A 19,304-nucleotide genomic window follows, 5' to 3' on the forward strand; every position below is an offset into this window, starting at 1 on the left:
CACCCCGGCCGCGGCGCCGCCTGTCCGTCGGGCGGCGCCGCCGGAGGTTGGACATGCGACTGCTCAGAATCGTTCTCGCCACCCTGCTGGCCGCCCCGCTCGTCGCGGTGGGCGGCCAGCCGGCCGCCGCGCACGGCGGCAAGGTCACGCTCGAGGTGGCCGGTGACGGTGGCGCCGGGGTCACCATCCGGGCCCGGTACGAGGACGGCCACCCCGTCGACAACGGGATGCGCCTGGTCCTGAACGGCACCGGCGAGGGCGGCCGGTCGGTCGGCCCGGTGCAGGTCGGCCCCTCCAACGAGGGGGTCGGCTTCTACCGGGTCGGGTCGCTGCTCTCGCCCGGCGACTGGGAGATCACCGTCGACACGCCGCCGCCGAACCCGACCCGGGTCACGACGTCGGTACGGGCCCGCGTACCGCAGTCGGTGCCGCCGGGTGCCGCCGGCGCATCGGTGGATGCGGCGGACGAGGGTGGTGGGTCGTGGTGGTGGCTGCTCGGCGGGGCGGTGGTGCTGGTCGCCGGGGTCGGCGGCCTGGTGGCGGTCCGCCGCCGGCCGGCCCCCGTGCTTGCCCGGAGCCGCCGTCGCTGAGTCGCTGGTCAGTGGCCCCGGTCACCTGTCGGTCAGTCGATAGTCACGAGCATCCCGGCTGCACCCCTGTCACGCTGGTCCTGAACCGACAAACCGTCTGAAGTGGACGGAGCGGTTCCGGGCGGTCCGGGGGGCACCGCCCTCTCTGCGAGAGAGGGACAACGTGAGAAGACCCATCCGTGCCGTGATCGTCGCGGCGCTGGCCGTCACGGGGGGACTGGCGGTACCGGCGGCCCCGGCCCACGCCGCGCCCTTCTGCGAGCGGCCGAACCCCCCACCGGCCTGCGACACCGGCGGCCCCGGCCTGCCCCGCGCGGCAGCCTGAGCACAGCGACCCGGGTGCCGGCCGGCATTCTGGTGACCGGCCGGGCCGAGGACCCGGACGGCGGCAACGTCCGCGTCGACCTCAGCATCGGCGGCCGGAAGGTCGGTTCGGTGACGGCCGGTGCCAACGGCCAGTTCGCGGGCACCGTGCCGGCGGTCGTCGGCAGCAGCGTCTGCGCCACCGCGATCAACAACGGGCCGGGACACGACGTCGGCGTCGGCTGCCTGCCGCTGGCCGTCTCGTTCGACCCGGTCGGCTCGTTCGACGCGTTGGAGCGGAACGGGACCACGCTCACCCTGCGTGGGTGGGCCGTCGACGGCGACACGTACGACGCCGTCGAGGTGCAGGTCCACCAGGACGGCAAGCTGGTCGGCAGCAAGCCCGCCAACCAGGCCCTGCCCGGCCCGGTGGCCGACTACGCCGGCTACGGCAACCGTCGTGGCTTCGTGATCAGCGTCCCGGAGAAGCCGGTCGACGGCGACCACACCATCTGCCTCACCGCCGTCAACCGTGGCGCCGGCACGAACAGGTCGCTCGGCTGCAAGCCGTACTCGGTGGCGCACCAGCCGTTCGGGGCGCTGGACGCGGCCGACCGGTTCGGAGGCAACGTGCGGATCCGCGGCTGGGCGGTCGACCCGGACGAGCCCACGGCCCCGGTCGAGGTGCACATCCTCAACGACGGGCAGTTCGTCCGCTCGGTCGTCGCCAACGTGAACCGCCCCGGGCTCGACCCGAGGTACGGTCCGGCGCACGGCTTCGACGTCACCGTCCCGGCCACGATGGTCTCCGGCCCGCACCAGATCTGCGTGTTCGCCAAGAACCGGTCATACGGCTCCGGCGACACCGGGCTCGGCTGCCGGGAGTACACCCTGCCGGCACCGGTCGCGGCGCCCGTCATCGAGCCGCTCACCGGGTCGCGGGTCACCTCGACCTCGATCGAGCTGCGCTGGGGCACCGGCTCCCACGTGGTCGACGGTCACCTGATCGAGCGGTCGACGGCCGGCGGGCCGTGGGAGCGGATGGGGTGGCTCGGGGGCGGTCAGGAGCGCGTGTTCAAGAACGTCAACCTGACCCCCGGCACCGAATACTGCTACCGGGTCACCGTGGACAACGTGCTCTCCGAGGCGTCGGCGCAGGCCTGCGTCACCACGCTGCGGCCGGCGCTGCCGGCACCGGCCGGTCTGAAGGTGATCACGCGGGGCGAGAACTCGCTGCAGATCCAGTGGACCGACAACGCCGAGGGCGAGGACGACTACCTCGTCGGATGGCGCCCGGTCGGTACCGAGACCTGGCAGAACGCCACCGTCCGGGGCACCCCGGGCACCGGTGTGATGACGTACGCGATCCGGAACCTGAACCCGTCGACCCACTACGAGTTCGGCATCCTGCCGCGCAAGGCCGGCCACGAGGCCGGAGTGGCCGTCACGGGCATGGAGTGGACCAACGGGGGACCGAGGGTCAACGGCTTCACCTCGTCGGTGTCGACGATCCAGGCCTGCGTCCCGCAGAACGTCACCCTCAACTGGACGACCACCGGCGCCAACCGGGTGGTGGTCAAGCGCGGTGACAAGACGCTGTACGACAAGACCCAGAAGACCGTGGCGGCCTGGTCCGACCACGTCTCCGGGGAAAGTCACGACGGCAACGTGGTCTACACCCTGACCGCGTACGGCCCGGACGGCCGGACCATCGAGTCCAAGGCCACGGTACAGCGGGCCAGTGCGTGGCCGCTGATCAGCGCGATCGAGTTCAACAACACCGGCTGGTACGACCTGGAGGCCTGGTACTTCGACCTCCAGGGCAACCGGATCAAGAAGGCCGGCGACGTGCCGTCCGGCGGCAAGCTCGTCGTCCGGCCGACACACTGCGAACTGGCCCGGATCCAGCTCGTCTACGCCGGTACCGGAGTGATCCACACCAGCTACCGCTCGGTCATCCTCGGGCACAAGGAAGGCCGCCTCGACCAGCTGTCCTCCAGCTGACCTGAGCTGATCCGACCCACCGGGGCCGGTGGGACCGCGTACGCGTGGTCCCACCGGCCCTCGCGCAAATGTCCGTTCCATCTCCTTGCCTGCAGTATGCCCGATATAACGCTCATATGGATGTAGCGGTGGGCCCGACATGAGTGGTGAACCGGAGCGGCCGGCGGCGACTCCCGTCGAGTACGCGGAGCCGGCCGGGGAAGCGGTGCGTGAGCCGCAGCGGCGTACCCCGGATCCGGTCGTCGTCGTGATCGGCCTGCTCGGGGTGCTGGCGGTGGTGCTCTGGGGGATCCTCTCCCAGGAGTCGCTCGGCGCGTTCGGTGCGAGCGGGCTCGACTGGACCATCGCCACCTTCGGCTGGTTCTTCGTCATCGCCGCCAACGCCTTCCTGGTGCTCGCCATCGTGATCGCGCTCAGCCGGTTCGGGCGGATCCGGCTCGGTCGCGACGACGACGAGCCCGAGTTCAGCAACCTGGCCTGGGTCGCCATGATGTTCAGCGCCGGAATGGGGATCGGCCTGGTCTTCTACGCCGTCGCCGAGCCGATCGACCACTTCCGGTCGCCGCCGCCGGCCAGCGGGGTGGCGGCCGAGTCGGCCGGGGCGGCCTCGGCCGCGATGCAGTACACCCTCTTCCACTGGACCCTGCACCCGTGGGCGATCTACGCCGTCGCCGGGTTGGCGCTGGCCTACGCCACCTTCCGCAAGGGGCGCGGCAACCGGATCTCGGCCGCGTTCCACCCGCTGCTCGGCAGCCGCGCCGACGGTGCCGCCGGGCGGGCCATCGACCTGTTGGCGATCTTCGCCACCGTCTTCGGCACCGCGACCAGCCTCGGCCTGGGAGCGCTGCAGATCGCCGCCGGCCTGCACCTCGTCGCCGGTGTCGAGGAGACCGTCTCGGTCGAGTTGATCGTCATCGGCGCGCTCACCCTGGCCTTCGTCGTCTCCGCCTTCTCCGGGCTGCACAAGGGGATCAAGTGGCTCTCCACCACCAACGTCGTGTTGGCGGTGGCCCTGATGTTCTTCGTCTTCGTGGCCGGGCCCACCGTCTACATCCTCGACGTGCTCCCGGCGGCGGTCGGCAACTACCTCTCCGGCCTGGTCGAGATCTCGACCCGTACCGGTGCGTTCACCGGCCCGGAATGGCTCGGCGGGTGGACCATCTTCTACTGGGCGTGGTGGATCTCCTGGGCGCCCTTCGTCGGCACCTTCATCGCCCGGATCTCCCGGGGGCGGACCGTACGCCAGTTCCTGGTCGGCGTGCTGCTGGTGCCGAGCGGGGCCAGCGCGGTCTGGTTCGCGGTGATGGGCGGCAGTGCCCTGCGGGCCCAGACCACCGGGACGCGTGACCTCGTCGCCGACGTCGGGGCCGGCACGGAACAGGCCCTCTTCGGACTGCTCGACACCCTGCCGCTGGCCGCCGTCACCAGCGTCGTGGCCATGGTGCTGATCGGAATCTTCTTCGTCACCAGCGCCGACTCCGCCGCCCTGGTGCTCGGCTCGCTCTCCTCCCGGGGCGCGCTGTATCCGCACCGGGCGTTGACCGTGCTCTGGGGGATCATGATCGGCGCCGTCGCGGCCGTCCTGCTGCTCGCCGGTGGCCTGGGCGGACTCCAGCAGGCGACCATCATGGTCGCGCTGCCGTTCGTCGTGGTGATGCTCGGGCTGGCGGTCGCGCTGCTCAAGGAGATGGCGGCCGATCCGATGGCCGGGGGCGGACCACGGCGGACCCGCCCGCACGGCCTGGCCGAGGCGGTCCGTACCGCCCGTTCCTACCAGGAGGAACGGGCCCCGCGGACCCGCCCGGTACGCCGCTGGTACGTCCTGCGCCGGCCGGCGGAACCCGACGACCGGGAGCATCCCGGGCGCCCGTGACTATGATCCAGCCCCGTGGGCGACCGGCCGTACGTGCTTCTCAGCTGCGCCATGTCCATCGACGGCTACCTCGACGATGCCACCCCGGAGCGGCTGCTGCTGTCCGACGACACCGACTTCGACCGCGTCGACGCGCTTCGCGCCGAGTGTGACGCGATCCTCGTCGGAGCCAACACGGTCCGGCAGGACGACCCGGGGCTCCTCGTCCGCTCCCCGACCCGCCGCGACACGCGGATCGCCCGCGGTCGGCCGGCCTCGCCGCTGAAGGTGACCGTGACCGGCCGCGGCGACCTCGAACCGACCGCGCGGTTCTTCCTGGCCGGCGACACCGAAAAGATCGTCTACTGCGCGACCCCGGTGACCGGCAAGGTCCGGGAACGGCTCGGCGGTGCGGCCACCGTCGTCGACGCCGGGCAACCGGTCGACCTGCGGCTGGTGCTGGCGGACCTGGCCCGCCGTGGCGTCGGGCGGTTACTGGTCGAGGGCGGTGGCACGATCCATACGCAGTTCCTGACCGCGGGGCTCGCCGACGAACTGCACCTCGTCGTCGCTCCGCTCTTCGTCGGCGACTCGCGCGCCCCCCGGTTCGTCGGCGACGGCGTCTTTCCCTGGAGCACCGGCAATCGCGCCACCCTCGCCGAGGTACGCCGCACCGGTGACGTCGTACTGCTGCGCTACGCCCTTTCCGAGCGGTTCGGTGCGGCATGATCCGCCGATCCGCCGTCGACCGGGAGTGGCTGTGCGTGGCGATCGAGCTGGCCCGGCTCAGCCCGCCGGTGCGGACCGCCTACGCCGTCGGCGCGATCATCGTCGACCGGCACGGTCAGGAACTGGCCCGCGGCTACTCGCGCGAGACGGATCCGTACGTCCACGCCGAGGAGTCCGCCCTGGCCAAGCTCTCCGGCACCGGTGTCGACCTGACCGGAGCGACGGTCTACAGCTCGCTGGAGCCGTGCAGCGTGCGCAGGTCCAGACCCCGCCCCTGTGCGGAGCTGATCATCGCCGCCGGGATCGGGCGGGTCGTCCTCGCCCTCCGCGAACCACCGGTCTTCGTCGACTGTGACGGCGTCGAACTCCTCGAAGCGGCCGGCGTCGAGGTGATCGAGGTGCCCGACCTGGCCGACCGGGTCAGGGCGACCAACGCCCGCGTGCTCGGTCTGGGGTGACCCGGCTGACGCCCTGCGGGTCGTGGAACTCCGACAGGTCCGACACGCTTTCCCCGCGACCTCGACGAATATAGGATCGTCGATACGTATCTGTTCGACGCCCGGAGGACGCCATGCGCCCGTCGATCCGCCGCATCCTGGCCCTGGCGGCCGTGACCGTCGCCACCGTGGTCGGCACCGCCGTTCCCGCCCAGGCCTACGTGACGACCTGGTACGGGCCGTACGGCTACTACGAGTGCGAGGCCGCGTACAACGACCTCATGACCAGCGGTGCCCCGGTTCCCCGAACCATCGACTGCCAGTACCGCAACGAGCCGATCCCGGGTTGGTACTACGCCACCCTCACCTGATACCGGCCCGGCCCGGCGCGGTGCCGGGTCCGGGTTGGCAGTGCGGGCACCAGAACGTGATCCGTTCGCCCTGCTCGGCGCGGCGGACCAGGGTGCCGCAGCGGTGGCACGGCCGGCCGCCGCGGCCGTACACGTAGTTGGCCTCGGTGCGACGCAGCGAGCCGGTGGTGGTCTGCAGCCAACGGCCCCGGTTCGAGGCGAGCAGGCGCTGCGCCAACCGGACCAGGGCCGGCAGGTCCGGCACCTCGCCGACCGGTGTCCACGGCCACAGCCCACGCAGGAACAGCGTCTCGGCCTTGTAGAGGTTGCCGATGCCGGCGAGGTTGCGCTGGTCGAGCAGCGCGTCGGCGATCTCGACGGTCGGGGCGGCGGCCAGCCGGCGGGCGGCCTCGACCTCGTCCCAGTCGGCGCCGAGCAGGTCCGGCCCGAGATGGCCGACGAGGGTCGACTCCTGACCGGTCGGCACCAGGGCCAGGTCGTGCAGGTGGTAACCGACGGCGACCGCCTCGGAGGTTCGCAGCACCACCCGGATCAGGTGCGCCGGCCGGGCCGTCCAGCGCTCGCCGGGGGCATACGTCCGCCAGGCGCCGTCCATCCGCAGGTGCGAGTGCAGGGTGAGCCGGCGGTCGGACTCCGGGTGGCGCAGCCGCAGCAGCAAATGCTTGCCCCGGCTGGCGGATTCCCGCACCGCCCATCCGGTCAGGTCGGTGGTCGCCAGTCGGGGCACCCGGAAGTCCGACCCGGTCAGGATCCGGTCGGCCAGCGCGCGCTCCAGCACGCGGGCCGTGTTCCAGACGGTGTCGCCTTCGGGCACCCGTCAATCCTGCCGCACAACGGCCGCGCCCCTGGTGATCCGGGCGGGGAGGAGGAGGTCGGATCACCAGGCCCTGGCTATGATCGACTGCCGTCGGCGAGCCGGCGGTACCGGTCCCTGCCCGGAGAGACCGGTGCCGGGTACCGGCATCCTGCCCGGAGAGTTCGGTGCCGGGTACCGGCATCGTGCCCGGAGAGTTCGGTGCCGGGTACCGGCATCCTGCCCGGAGAGTTCGGTGCCGGGTACCGGCATCCTGCCCGGAGAGTTCGGTGCCGGGTACCGGCATCCTGCCAGGAGAGGAAGTCGATGTGAGCGCGGGAACCGTCGTGCAGGCCCCGGACGGCAACTCCGTCGTACTCGGCGAGATCGGCCAGCGGGTGCTGCTGGAGAACCGGCGCGTCCGGGTCTGGGAGGTCCGGCTCGCCCCCGGCGAGTCGCAGCCGTGGCACCTGCACCACAACCCGTACGTGGTGCTCTGCCTGGCGACGTCGGCGTGCCGGATGGACTGGCTCGACGGCGCCCCGCCCCGGTTCCTGTCGGAGCAGGTCGGCGGGGTCGTGTATCGGCCGGTCTCGCCGGTGCACATGCTGACCAACCACGGCGACGCCGACTACCGCAACCGGATCATCGAGCTGCTGGACCTCGGCGAGGAGGCGTCCGGCGTACCGGAACCGGCTCCGGCCGGTGGCGCGGGCGCCGGGGCCGGGCCGGCCGGGACCGTCGTGTTCGAGAACGACGAGGTACGCGTCCGGCACGTCGAGGTCGCGGCCGGCGGCAGCCTGGAGTGGCGGGCCGGGGATGTGCCGGCGGTCGTGGTCGGCCTGTCCGCCCCGGACCGGGACGGCGTGCACCACCTGGCGTCCGGCGAGCGGCACGTGCTCACCGCGGCCGGGCCGGAGACCCACACCTACCGCGTGGTCGAACTGACCTACCTCCGCGCCGCGTAGCCCGGGCAGTTGATCTGGGCGTCAGCCACCTTACCCGGCGCGGATAAGGTGGCTGACGCCCAGATCAACAACGACGTCCCGGTAAGTCAGTCGCCGGACGGCAGGGTGGCGACGACCAGATGGTCGGTGTCGGACCGGGTCAGCAGGGTCTGCCGTACGTCGGTGAAGCCCGCCTCGCCCAGCAGGTCGGTCAGCTCGTCGAGGCCGTACGCCCGGCCGCCCTGGGTGTGGAACAGGTTGAGGCTGAACATCCGGACGAACGACTCGCCGACCCCCGGTGGCCGCTCGGGTACGTCGGCGAGCGGCTCCAGCAGCGCCACCCTTCCACCGGGGCGGAGCGCGGCGGCGGCCCGGCGCAGCAGGGTGAGTACGTCGTCGCGCTGGTAGCCGTGCACGATGTTGAACAGCAGCACCAGGTCGTGGCCGGTGCCGATCTCGGTGCCGAAGAGGTCGCCGGGGCGCAGGTCGACGCGGTCGGCGACGCCGGCGGCAGCCACCGTCTGCGCGCCCTGGCGGAGCGCGCCCTCGAGGTCGACGACGGTGGCCCGCAGGTGCGGGTTGGCGCGCAGGAACGCCACCGAGTAGCTGGCGTGGCCGCCGCCGAGGTCGACGAGGCTGGTCGCGCCGGCGCCGAGCGGCACCAGCGGGACGATCTCCTCGCCGAGCCAGTCGGCGAGCCGGCGCAGCATGGTCTGGAAGTCGGCCAGGGTGTCCGGGCGGGTCTCCAGCCAGGCGTAGAAGTCGCCGGTGGGGCCACCGCGGCGGACCGATTCCTCCAGGTCGTGCCACCAGTGCGTGACCAGCGCCGACCAGAACGACAGCACCGGGGCGAAGGTGCCCGGCGCGGAGCGCAGCAGCCAGCGGGCGGTGTTGGCGCTGTTGGCGTAGCCGGCGTCGGTGCGTTCGAGGTAGCCGTACCCGGCCAGCGCCTCGACCAGCAGGCGCAGGCCGAGCCGGTCGGTGCCGGTGTGCTCGGCGAGCGCGTCGAGCGGCAGCGGGCCGTCGGCGAGCGCCTCGAAGACGCCCAGCCGCAGGCCGGCGCCGGCGGTCCGGAACGACACCGCGTTGAGCAGGTCGAGGTACGCGGCGGGCGCCTCGTCGGTTTCGACGAACTGCTTGAGTTCCTCGGGTTGGATCGGCACCGGCATGGCTGGGCTCCTTCGGGCGGTTCTGGTCAGCGGGTGGCGGGTGCGGTGTCCGGCTCCGGTTCGCCAACCGGTTTCGGCACCGGGGCGGGCTCGGTGTCCGGGACGGGGCCGGTGTCCGGGACGGGGCCGGTGGCCGGGACGGAGCCGGCGGCCACGGTGGCCGGTTTGGCGGCATCCGGCCCGGCCGCGCCGGCGACACCCTCGGCGGCGGGCTCGGCGGGCTCGGCGGAAGCGGGCGCCGGCTCGTCGGGCAGGGCGTCGGGGAGGTCGTCGACCCGCCGTACCCCGGGCCGGGCCCAGGCGACCGCGGCCAGCACCACCATCACCGTGCCGGTGATCACGAACAGCAGGGCGATGCCCCGACCGGGGCCGGTGCCGATCACCGAGCCGACCGAGTCCGCCAGCGCCCCGCCGGGCTGCATCAGCGGCTCGAAGAAGCTGTCGACCAGCGGGCCGGCGATGATGTACGCCAGCGGCACGCTCGCGTCGCCGAGCACCCGGGCGGTGGCGAGCACCCGGCCGAGCACCGACGGTTCGGTCTTGGTCTGGATCAGCGTCATCGTGGAGCTGTTGATGATCGGCAGCATGAACAGGAACAGCGGTGCGACGATGCCGATCAGCCAGGCCGACGGCGACAGCGAGTGCAGCACCAGGGCGACGCCGCCGCCGGCGAGGCCGCCGCAGACCGCGTTGATCCGGCGCTTCGGGCCGCCCCAGGCACCCATGACCAGGCTGCCGGCGAAGAGGCCGGCGCCACCGGCGAACATCAGCACGCCGAGCGTGTCGGCGTCGGCGAACGACAGGATCAGCGGCTGGACCAGCACCCCGGCGATGCCGAAGAGGAAGTTGTAGACGGCGAAGACCACCATGAGCTGGAGCAGGCCGGGCCGGTCGCGCAGGTGCCGCCAGCCGGCGGCGGCCCGGCGCAGCAGCGGTTCGGCCGAGTCGCCGCTCTTCGGCGGGCGGGTGATCGAGGACGGGATCCTGACCAGCATCAGGGTGGTCGCCGCGATCACGAAGGTGACCAGGTCGATCGCCATCACGCCGGCGACGCCGATGGTGACCACCAGGACGCCGGCCAGCAGCGGGGCGGCGATCTGCACGGCCCGGGAGACCTGCATCAGGCCGTTGAACCGGCCGAGGTGCTTCTTGCCGACCAGCGACGGGGTCATCGACTGGTAGGCGACCCCCTGTACCGTCGACGCCGCCGCGGTGACCGCGCCGGCGACGTAGATGTGCCAGACCGCCAGGTTGTCGCTGGCCACCAGCAGGGCGAGGGCGGCGGTGCCGAGCGCGGCGACGGTGTCGCTGGCCAGCATCAGCTTGCGCCGGTCCCGGCCGTCGGCGAGTACCCCGGCGAACGGGGCGACCAGCACGGCCGGCAGCGTCGCGGACAGGAAGATCATCGCGAACTGGGTGACCGAGCCGGTCTCCTGGTAGACCCAGACGCCCAGGACGAACGCGGTGAGGCTTGATCCGATCAGCGAGAGGAGCTGGGCGAGCCAGATGGCGACCAGCCGGCGGGCGGGGATGGCGAGGTCAGCCATTGCTGCTCCCGGGAGATGGTGGGTCGAGGAAGCCGGCCCGGACGAACGCCGACAGATAGGTGTGCACCAGGGCCGAATCCGCCGGTGGGCAGACGATACCGGCGGCGGCGAGCGTCGCCTCGGTGGCCGAGCAGTCGAAGGTCGGCTGGGTACGTACCGGCGTCTGGGTGCCGAACATCGGGGCGAAGCCGGCCAGCGCGACGTCCGGCCGGTCGAGCAGGGCGGCCCGCCACTTCCCGTACGGCACCAGGTCGGCCGGGTAGCCGAAGCCGGTCAGCGCCTCGGCGAGGCCGCCGAAGGTGAGCGTCCGGTTGTTGTAGAAGTGGTGGTCGCCGGTCGACCCGGTGCGGGTCAGGTGCCCGATCCCGGCGCCGACGTAGTCGACCGGGGCGAGGTCGACGGCGTCGTCGATGTCGGGTACGGCGCGCAGCTGCACGCAGGTCTTCAGCAGCCGGCTGAAGTAGTCGTCGACGTTGCCGACGCCGGAGACGGCGTCGCCGGTGATCCGGGCCGGCCGGTGTACGCCGACCCGCATCCCCCGGTCGCGGGCGGCGCGGACCAGGGCGTCGGCGACCCACTTGGTGGCGTTGTAGCCCTCGCCGATGCCTTCGCAGTCGTCCGGCCGGTCGCCCTCGTGGACCAGTCCGAGGGTGTTCGCCGGGGTGAGGAAGACGCCCAGGGTGGAGACGAAGTGGACGGCGGTCGGCCGGCCGGTGCCGGCCAGCCGCAGCACCTCCAGGGTGCCGCCGACGTTCGCCGGCCGCAGCGCCGGATAGGCCTGGAGGAAGTTGACCACGCCACCGTTGTGCACCACCGCGTCGAGCCGGTCGGCGAGGTCGGCGAACGCGGCTCCGGTCAGCCCGAGCCGGGGCTCGCCGAGGTCGCCGGGCACCCCGACGATCCGGTCGGCCCACCCGTCCCGCCACTTGCCGTACTTGCGCAGGTTGGCGCGTACCCGGTCGGCGGCCGCGGCCGGGGTCGCGGCCCGGACCAGGCAGTGCACGGTGGCGGTGGTGTGGTCGAGCCAGTCGGCGAGCAGGTAGGCGCCGAGGAAGCCGGTGGCGCCGGTGAAGAGCGCCTGCGCCGGTACGGCGGCCGGCTCGCCGGCGGCGACCGGCAGCGCGTCGCCGAGCCGGGCCTCGGCGCGCAGCAGTTCGACGCCGGCGGCGGCCCGGTCGGTGTCGTCGCCGTCGACCAGGGCGGCGAGGTCGGCGAGGTCGGCGGTGTCGAACAGGGCCCGCATCGACACGTCGACGCCGAGCCGGGCCCGCAGCGCGGCGACGAACGGCGCGGCGAGCAGCGAGTGTCCGCCGAGGTCGAAGAAGTTGTCGTGCCGGCCGGCCCGCGCGCCGTCGAGCAGGTCGGACCAGACGGCGGCGACGGCGCGTTCGGTGTCGGTGCGCGGCGGCACGTACGGCGGCCGGTCGGCCTCCGCGCCGGGGTCGGGCAGGGCGGCCAGGTCGAGCTTGCCGTGCCGGTTGACCGGCAGGTCGGCCACGACGACGAACGCCGACGGCACCAGGTGGTCCGGCATCCGCCGGCGCAGCGCGGCCCGGGCCGCGGGCACGTCGATGTCGCCGGCACCGGGCACCAGGTAGGCGACCAGCCGGGGCCCGGCGTTGCCCTCGGCGACCACGACCGCCGCCCGGCTCACCCCGGGCAGGTCGGCGCAGGCCGCCTCGACCTCGCCGATCTCGATCCGGTGGCCGCGGATCTTGACCTGCCGGTCGGTGCGGCCGAGGAACTCCAGCGTGCCGTCGGAGCGGTGCCGGGCCAGGTCGCCGGTGCGGTAGAGGCGGTCGCCGGGGGCGCCGAACGGGTCGGGTACGAAGCGGGCGGCGGTCACCCCGGGCGCGCCGAGGTAGCCGCGGGCCGGGGCGGTGCCGCCGACGTACACCTCGCCGGGGGTGCCGATCGGCACCGGGCGCAGGTCGCGGCCGAGGACGTGCACCCGGACGTTGGGCACCGGCCGGCCGATCGGCAGCCGGGTCAGGCCGGGCAGCTCCGCGCCGTCGACGGTGGCGTACGTGGTGGCGCAGACCGTCGCCTCGGTCGGCCCGTAGTGGTTGTACAGCGAGATCTTGCCGTTGGTGCGGGCGGCCCAGTCCCGTACGGCGGACAGCGGCACCCCCTCGCCGCCGACCATGACCGCCCGCAGCGGCCCGGTGTCGACGGTGTCGCCGGCCGTGGCCAGGTCGCCGACCCAACGGATCCACAGTGGAGCCGCGGTGTCCACCAGGGTGATCCCGTGCCGGTGGCAGAGTTCGAGCACACCCGGCCCGGTCAGCGCGGCCGGCTCCCGGTGCAGGACCACGGCCGCCCCGCTGACCAGGGCGGGGAAGAGGTCGCCGACCGAGGCGTCGAAGCTCAGCGGTGGCAGCATCAGCAGCCGGTCGCCGGGGCCGATGTCGTGCAGGTCGGCGAAGGCCAGCGCGAGGTTGGCGGCGGTCCGGTGGCCGACCATGACGCCCTTGGGGGCACCGGTCGAACCGGAGGTGTAGATGACGTACGCGAGCTGGTCCGGGTGCCCGGCGGCCGGGACGACGGAGCCGGCCGCCGGCCCGGCGCCGGTCGGGTGGCCGTCGGCGTCGAGCACCACCAGGGTGCCCGGCCAGCCGGCGAACGCGGCCGCGTGGGCCGCACCGGTGACCGTCACGGCCACCCCGGCGTCGTCGAGCAGCGCCCGCAGCCGGGCCGGCGGGTGGGCCGGGTCGAGCGGCAGGTAGCCGGCGCCGGCCCGGAGCACGCCGAGGATGCCGGTGACGGCGGCGACGCCGGCCGGCAGCGCGACGGCGACCGGTTGGTCGGGGCGTACGCCGGCGGACCGCAGCCGGTCGGCGAGCACGCCGGCCCGGCGGTCGAGCTCGCCGTACGTCACCACCGGGATGTCGGAGGCGGGCGCCGCCGGTGGTGCCGAGCCGTCCGGCCGGGCGCCGGTGCCGGACGCCGCCGGCAGCGCGTCGGGGCTGGCGTCGAGGATGGCCGGGGCCTCCGGGGCCAGTGCCGCCCGGGCGGCGAAGAGGTCGTACAGGCCGGCGCCGGACTGGTAGTCGCGGCCGGTGTCGTTCCACCGGGCCAGGTCGGCCAGCTCCGCCGGCCCGGTCAGGTCCAGTGTGGACAGCCGCTGGTCGGGGTCGCCGGTCAGCACCGACAGCACCGCGAGGAACCGGGCGACGAGACGGTCGATGGTCACCGCGTCGAACAGGTCGGTGTTGTAGTCCAGCACCCCGCCGAGCCGGCCGGCGAACTCGTACGCGGCCACGGTCAGGTCCATCCGGGAGGTGTCCCGGGCCAGCCCGACCGGCCGCAACGTCAGGTCCTTCCACGGCCGGGGCACCCCACCGGGGTTGATCAGGGCCATGACCTGGAAGAGCGGGTTGCGGCTCAGGTCGCGGGGCAGCTTCGCCAGCTCGACCACCTGCTCGAACGGCAGGTCGGCGTGGTCGAGCGACTCGACGCAGGTCCGCCGTACCCGGTCCAGCACCTCGGCCAGGGTCGGATCGCCGGACAGGTCGGTGCGCAGCGGCAGGCTGTTGACCATCAGCCCGACGATCGACTCCTGCTCCGGCCCGCGCCGGATCGACACCGGCGAGCCGACGATGACGTCGTCCTGCCCGCTCAGCCGGCTCAGCATGATCTGCGTCGCGGCCAGGAACACCATGAACCGGGTCGACCCGGTACGCCGGGCCAGCGCGTCGACCGCGGCGGCCAGCCCGTCGGGGACCGGGAACGACCGGGTCCTGCCGGCGAACGTCTGCTTCGCCGGCCGGGGCCGGTCGGTGGGCAGCTCCAGCATCCCGGTGGCGCCGGCGAGCTGCCGGGTCCAGAACTCCCGCTGCTTCTGCGCCGCCCCGCCCGCCATCCGCCCGTGCTGCCACACCACGTGGTCCGGGAACTGCACCGCCGGCGGCTCCGCCGCCCCCTCCCCGGTCCGGTGCCGGTGCTGGCCGTCGAGGATCTCGCTCATCACCACGCTGACCGAACGGTCGTCGGCGACGATGTGGTGCAGGCTGACCACCAGCAGGTGGTCGTCGGCACCCAGCCGGGACAGCCGGACCCGCAGCAGCGGCGCCCGGCCCAGGTCGAACCCGGTCTCGGTCTCCGCGTTGGCCGCCGCGACGATCGCCGCCTCCGGGTCGGGCCGGTCGGAGACGTCCTCGTAGTGGACGACCGACCGGACCGTCGGGTCACCGGCCGGCAGGACGACCTGCTCGACCCGGCCGTCCCGCTCGGTGAAGTACGTCCGCAGCGCCTCGTGCCGGGCCACCACGTCGTCGACGGCCGCCTGCACGTCGTCGTGCCGCAACACACCGCCGAGCCGGGCCGCCTGGCTGAGGACGTACGCCGGGTTGCCGGGCTCGATCCGGTCGAGGAACCACAGGCCCTCCTGCATCGGCGACAGCGGGACCGGGGCGTCCGCCGGCCGGCGCGGGATGCCCGCCGGCCGGACCGCCGTCGCCAGCCCGCGCCGGGCCATCAGCTCCCGGATCAGCCGCTCCCGATCGGCGTCGGTCACGACTGCTCGCCGAGCAGTGCGCGCAGCTCCTCGGTGGACAGCCCGGCCACCTCCTGCCGCAGGGCGGCGATCGTGTCGACGTGCCCGGCGGCCGGCTCGCGGTCGCGCAGGGCCCCGGCCATGGTGGCCACCGTCGGAGCCTCGAACAGCACCCGGATCGGCACCTCCATCTCGAACGTCGCACCGATCCGGCTCAGCGCCTGCGCCCCCAGCAGCGAGTGGCCGCCCAGCCGGAAGAAGTCGTCGAACGCCCCGACCCCGTCGACCCGCAGCACCTCCTGCCAGATCTCGGCGAGGACCCGCTCGACCGGGTCGCGCGGCGGCACCCGCTCCGCCTCCGGGTCACCCCAGCGCGGCTCGGGAAGCGCGTTGCGGTCGACCTTGCCGTTGGCGTTGAGCGGCAGCGCGGTCAGCGGCATCAGGGTAGCCGGAATCATGTACTCCGGCAGCCGGCCGGCCAGGGTCGGCCGGACCGCTGTCCACAGTGCCTCCGGGTCGGCGCCCGGCGCCGGTACGGCGTACGCGACCAGCCGGGCGTCGCCGCCCTCGCCGGCCCAGGTGCCGACCACCGCGTCGGCGACCAGTTCGTGTCCGCGCAGGGCGGCCTCGATCTCGCCTAGCTCGATCCGGAACCCGCGCACCTTGACCTGGTGGTCGATCCGGCCGAGGAACTCCAGCCGGCCGTCGGACCGCTGCCGCGCCAGGTCACCGGTGGCGTACAGCCGGGCGCCGGGCTGCTCGGCGAACGGATCCGGCCGGAACCGCTCCGCGGTCAGGCCGGCCCGGCCGTGGTAGCCGCGCACCACACCGGCGCCACCGATGTGCACCTCGCCGACGACGCCGACCGGCACCGGCTGGAGGGCCTCGTCCAGGACGTACAGCCGGGTGTTGGCGATCGGGGCGCCGAGGTCGATGGCGGCGTCCGGCGCGACCGGCGTCGCCGCCGACCAGACCGTGGTCTCGGTCGGGCCGTAGCAGTTCCACAGCGTGGCGCCGTCGGTCGTCAGGGCGGTGGCCAGGTCCGGCGGCAGCGCCTCGCCGCCGCACAGCCGCAGCCGCAGCCCGTCGGGCACCCCGCCGGTGGCCAGCAGCAGCCGCCACGTCGCCGGGGTGGCCTGCATCGCGGTGACGCCGGCGTCGACCAGCCGGCGGCGCAGCGCCGGGCCGTCACCGACCTCCTCGGTGCCGACGACCAGCAGCGGGGTGCCGCGCACCAGCGGGACCAGCAGTTCGAGGACGGAGATGTCGAACGACAGCGTGGTCACCGCGGCGAAGACGTCCTCCGGCCCGAGATCCAGGTCGTCGTGGAACGACGCGACCAGGTTGACCACCGCCCGGTGCGGCACCGCCACGCCCTTCGGGCGGCCCGTCGAACCCGAGGTGTAGATCAGGTAGGCGAGCCCCTCCGGGTGGACCGCGACGCCCGGCGGACCGGCCGGGACGTCGGTGCCCGCGCCGTCGTCGAGCCGCAGGACCGTGGGTACGTCGTCGAGCGCCCCGTCGAGCCGGTTCGCGACCGCGTTCTGGGTCACCACCACCCGGGCCCCGGAATCGGACAGCATGTAGCGCAGCCGGTCGGCGGGCAGGCTCGGATCCAGGGGCAGGTAGCCGGCGCCGGCCTTCCAGACCCCCAGCACCGCCGCCACCATGTCGACGCCCCGGTCCAGGCACAGCCCGACCGGCGTACCCGGCTCGACGCCGGCCGCGACCAGCCGGTGCGCGATCAGGTCCGACCGCCGCGCCAGGCCGGCCGGGTCGACGGCGCCGTCCGGTCCGGTCAGCGCCGGCGGGGTGCCGGGCGGCGCCGGCTCGTCGTCGAGCAGGTCGAGGATCGAGTCGACCGGTGGCAGGCCGCGCTCGGTGTCGTTCCACTCCACGACCGCCCGCCAGCGCTCCACCCCGGTCAGCAGCGGGATCCGGTTCAGTGGCCGGTCCGGCTCGGCGACCCCGGCGTCGAGCAGCGCGGTCAGGTGCCGGCCGAGCCGGGCCACCGTCTCGGCGTCGAACAGGTCGGTGTCGTACTCGAACGCCAGCCGCAGCGCACCCGACGGCATCGTCTCGCCGACCAGCGAGATGTCGAACTTGGCGCTGCCGCTGTCGACCTCCAGCGAGTTCGCCGAGGCCGAGCCGAAGACCAGTTCGTCGTTCGGCGCGTTCTGCAGGATCATCTGCGCCTGGAAGACCGGCGAGTGGCCGAGACTGCGCTCCGGCTGCAACTCCTCGACCAGCTTCTCGAACGGTACGTCGGCGTGGCCGAGGCCGCCGAGCGTCACCTCGCGTACCCGGCCCGCCAGTTCCCGCAGCGACGGCGAACCGGCGGTCGACACCCGCAGGGCGACCGTGTTGACGAAGAACCCGACCAGCCCCTCCAGATCCGGGTGGTTACGGCCGGCGACCGGGGTACCCACCACGATGTCGTCCTGGCCGCTGTGCCGCGACAGCACCGCCTGGAAGGCGGCCAGCAGGGTCATGAACATCGTGACGCCGGTGGCCTGGTTGAACGTCTCGAGCCGCTGCTTCAGGGCGTTCGGCAGGGTGAAGTAGTGCAGCGCGCCCCGGTAGGACCGGACCGCCGGCCGGGGCCGGTCGGTGGGCAGCGACAGCAGTGCCGGCGCCCCGCGCAGGTGGTCGACCCAGTAGTCGAGCTGTTCACGCAGGGTGTCGCCGGCGAGCCTGTCGCGCTGCCAGACGGCGAAGTCGGCGTACTGGGTCGGCAGCTCCGGCAGCTTCGGCTTCTCGCCGGCCAGGATCGCCGCGTACGCCGTGCTCAGCTCCCGGAACAGCACGCCCAGCGACCAGGCGTCGCAGATGATGTGGTGCAGGTTCAGCGCGAGGTAGTGCTCCTCCTCGCCGACCCGGATCAGCTTGGCCCGGAACAGCGGCCCGGCGGCCAGGTCGAACGGCGCGGCCGCGTCGGCCCACGCCAGCCGGACCGCCTCCGCCGCCCGGTCGGCCGCCGGATGCCCCGCCAGGTCGACGACCGGCAGGTCGAACTCCACCGCCGGCCGGACCACCTGCACCGGCTCGCCACCGGCCTCGGCGAACGTGGTGCGCAGGGCGCCGTGCCGCCCGACCACCACGTTCAGGGCGGCCCGCAGCGCGCCCGGGTCGAGCGGGCCGGCCACCTTGAACGCGACCGGGATGTTGTAGACCGGGTCGCCGGGCTGGAACCGGTCGAGGAACCACAGCCGCTGCTGCCCGAACGACACCGGGTAACTGCGCGGCGCCTTCGCCCGCTCGGTCAGCATCCGCGCGAGCAGCGCCCGCTTGCCGCCCTGTGCCGGAACGTCCGCCGTCATGACACCTTCTCGATTCGCTCGCTCATTGATATCCGCCGCAGCGGCGTCTGCTCGGTGCGGGGCTCGGGCACGGTGAGTCCGAACCGGCCGGCCGCCGCGGCGACCTGCTCGCGCAACCCGACCGATCCCGCGCCCGCGAAGTGCCGCAGGTACGCGGCCAGGGTCACCGGGCTGTCGGCGAGGAACGGGAAGTCGTTGGCCACCATGTGGCGTACGGCCAGCAGCGGCAGCGGGCTGTTCAGCGGCAGGAAGTCCGGGTTCCACAGCCCGCCCTTGGCCGGCGGCCCGTCGTGGAACTCGCCGATCATCAGCCCCTGCTCGGTGTACGCCGGCTTGAGCCGCTCCTGCGCCGCGTCGATGATCGGCCGGGCGGTCTCGTTCGCCAGGTCGGGCAGGGTCACCAGGATCGTCTTGAACTGGGCGGCCGGCCCGGAGACCGGGTCGAGCCGCCGGAACCAGTCCCGGTAGCCGGCGAGCAGTTCGTCGAGTTCGACCAGGTCGACGGTGCTGCCCCGGTAGACGGCCAGGTAGAAGATGCCGCGGTCCAGCGACCCCTGCGCGTACGGGCAGACCGGTCCCTTGCGGCCCAGGTCCGGATGCGGCTCGCAGAGGTATTCGCGGGCCCACCGGATCACGCCGCGCAGCCGGTCGGCGATCCCGTCGATGCGCGGGTGCAGCGGTTCGGCGACCAGGTCGGCGGCCTCGAACAGGGCGAGTCCGGGCCGGTCGGGATGGGTGAGCACCGCG

At 73.6% G+C, this 19,304-nt stretch carries 13 protein-coding genes and 1 pseudogene; 8 read left to right on the forward strand and 6 right to left on the reverse strand.

All coding sequences use genetic code 11. From position 1 onward, the window contains the following. Positions 1-53: 53 nt before the first annotated feature. The 7 genes from Prubr_RS19990 (at position 54) to Prubr_RS20020 (ending at position 6,286) form a co-directional block, all read left to right on the forward strand. A complete protein-coding gene (locus Prubr_RS19990) occupies positions 54-590 on the forward strand; it encodes a hypothetical protein (RefSeq protein WP_212816459.1) in 537 nt (178 codons plus the stop codon). A 163-nt stretch (positions 591-753) separates the two neighbouring features. Continuing rightward, positions 754-915 carry a hypothetical protein gene (locus Prubr_RS19995; protein WP_212816460.1) on the forward strand — a complete coding sequence of 54 codons (162 nt, stop codon included), beginning with the start codon at positions 754-756 and terminating at the stop codon, positions 913-915. Positions 916-929: 14 nt separating this feature from the next. Next, positions 930-2,897, forward strand: coding sequence for a fibronectin type III domain-containing protein (locus Prubr_RS20000; RefSeq protein ID WP_212816461.1), 1,968 nt, complete (start codon positions 930-932; stop codon positions 2,895-2,897). 139 nt (positions 2,898-3,036) lie between these two features. Further along, positions 3,037-4,770: a BCCT family transporter gene (locus Prubr_RS20005; protein WP_212816462.1), complete on the forward strand. Its 1,734-nt coding sequence runs from the start codon at positions 3,037-3,039 to the stop codon at positions 4,768-4,770. Between the two features lie 15 nt (positions 4,771-4,785). Next, the gene (locus tag Prubr_RS20010; protein WP_212816463.1) at positions 4,786-5,478 is read left to right on the forward strand and encodes a RibD family protein; all 693 of its coding nucleotides are present in this window, start codon (positions 4,786-4,788) and stop codon (positions 5,476-5,478) included. Next, positions 5,475-5,936, forward strand: a complete 462-nt coding sequence (locus Prubr_RS20015; protein WP_212816464.1) for a cytidine/deoxycytidylate deaminase family protein — start codon at positions 5,475-5,477, stop codon at positions 5,934-5,936. Before Prubr_RS20010 ends, Prubr_RS20015 begins: the two co-directional genes overlap by 4 nt. Before the next feature lie 113 nt (positions 5,937-6,049). Continuing rightward, positions 6,050-6,286: a hypothetical protein gene (locus Prubr_RS20020; RefSeq protein ID WP_212816465.1), complete on the forward strand. Its 237-nt coding sequence runs from the start codon at positions 6,050-6,052 to the stop codon at positions 6,284-6,286. Here the strand turns inward: Prubr_RS20020 and Prubr_RS20025 are convergent. Beyond that, complete coding sequence (locus Prubr_RS20025) at positions 6,279-7,100, reverse strand: Fpg/Nei family DNA glycosylase (RefSeq protein ID WP_212816466.1); 822 nt, start codon at positions 7,098-7,100, stop codon at positions 6,279-6,281. The two genes, Prubr_RS20020 and Prubr_RS20025, sit on opposite strands and share 8 nt — an antisense overlap. A gap of 308 nt (positions 7,101-7,408) precedes the next feature. Between Prubr_RS20025 and Prubr_RS36925 the strand changes: the two genes are divergently transcribed. Then, positions 7,409-8,047, forward strand: a complete 639-nt coding sequence (locus Prubr_RS36925; RefSeq protein WP_246567391.1) for a cupin domain-containing protein — start codon at positions 7,409-7,411, stop codon at positions 8,045-8,047. Positions 8,048-8,133: 86 nt separating this feature from the next. On the opposite strand, the gene Prubr_RS20035 is transcribed toward Prubr_RS36925, so the two are convergent. The 5 genes and pseudogenes from Prubr_RS20035 to Prubr_RS20055 all read right to left on the reverse strand — a co-directional run bounded on the left by Prubr_RS20035 (position 8,134) and on the right by Prubr_RS20055 (position 19,300). Beyond that, positions 8,134-9,195 (reverse strand): methyltransferase, encoded by a 1,062-nt coding sequence (locus Prubr_RS20035; protein ID WP_212816467.1) that lies wholly within the window; start codon positions 9,193-9,195, stop codon positions 8,134-8,136. 212 nt (positions 9,196-9,407) lie between these two features. Continuing rightward, a pseudogene (locus Prubr_RS20040) lies at positions 9,408-10,742 on the reverse strand (MFS transporter); the annotation flags it as partial. After that, positions 10,735-15,219, reverse strand: coding sequence for a non-ribosomal peptide synthetase family protein (locus tag Prubr_RS20045; protein ID WP_212828283.1), 4,485 nt, complete (start codon positions 15,217-15,219; stop codon positions 10,735-10,737). The pseudogene Prubr_RS20040 and the gene Prubr_RS20045, both read right to left, overlap by 8 nt. Before the next feature lie 35 nt (positions 15,220-15,254). Continuing rightward, a complete protein-coding gene (locus tag Prubr_RS20050) occupies positions 15,255-18,557 on the reverse strand; it encodes a non-ribosomal peptide synthetase (protein WP_212816469.1) in 3,303 nt (1,100 codons plus the stop codon). Beyond that, the gene (locus Prubr_RS20055) at positions 18,554-19,300 is read right to left on the reverse strand and encodes a DUF6875 domain-containing protein (RefSeq protein ID WP_212816470.1); all 747 of its coding nucleotides are present in this window, start codon (positions 19,298-19,300) and stop codon (positions 18,554-18,556) included. The genes Prubr_RS20050 and Prubr_RS20055 overlap by 4 nt, the downstream gene beginning before the upstream one ends. Between the last annotated feature and the right edge of the window lie 4 nt (positions 19,301-19,304).

The sequence above is a fragment of the Polymorphospora rubra genome, assembly GCF_018324255.1.
Taxonomy (GTDB): domain Bacteria; phylum Actinomycetota; class Actinomycetes; order Mycobacteriales; family Micromonosporaceae; genus Polymorphospora; species Polymorphospora rubra.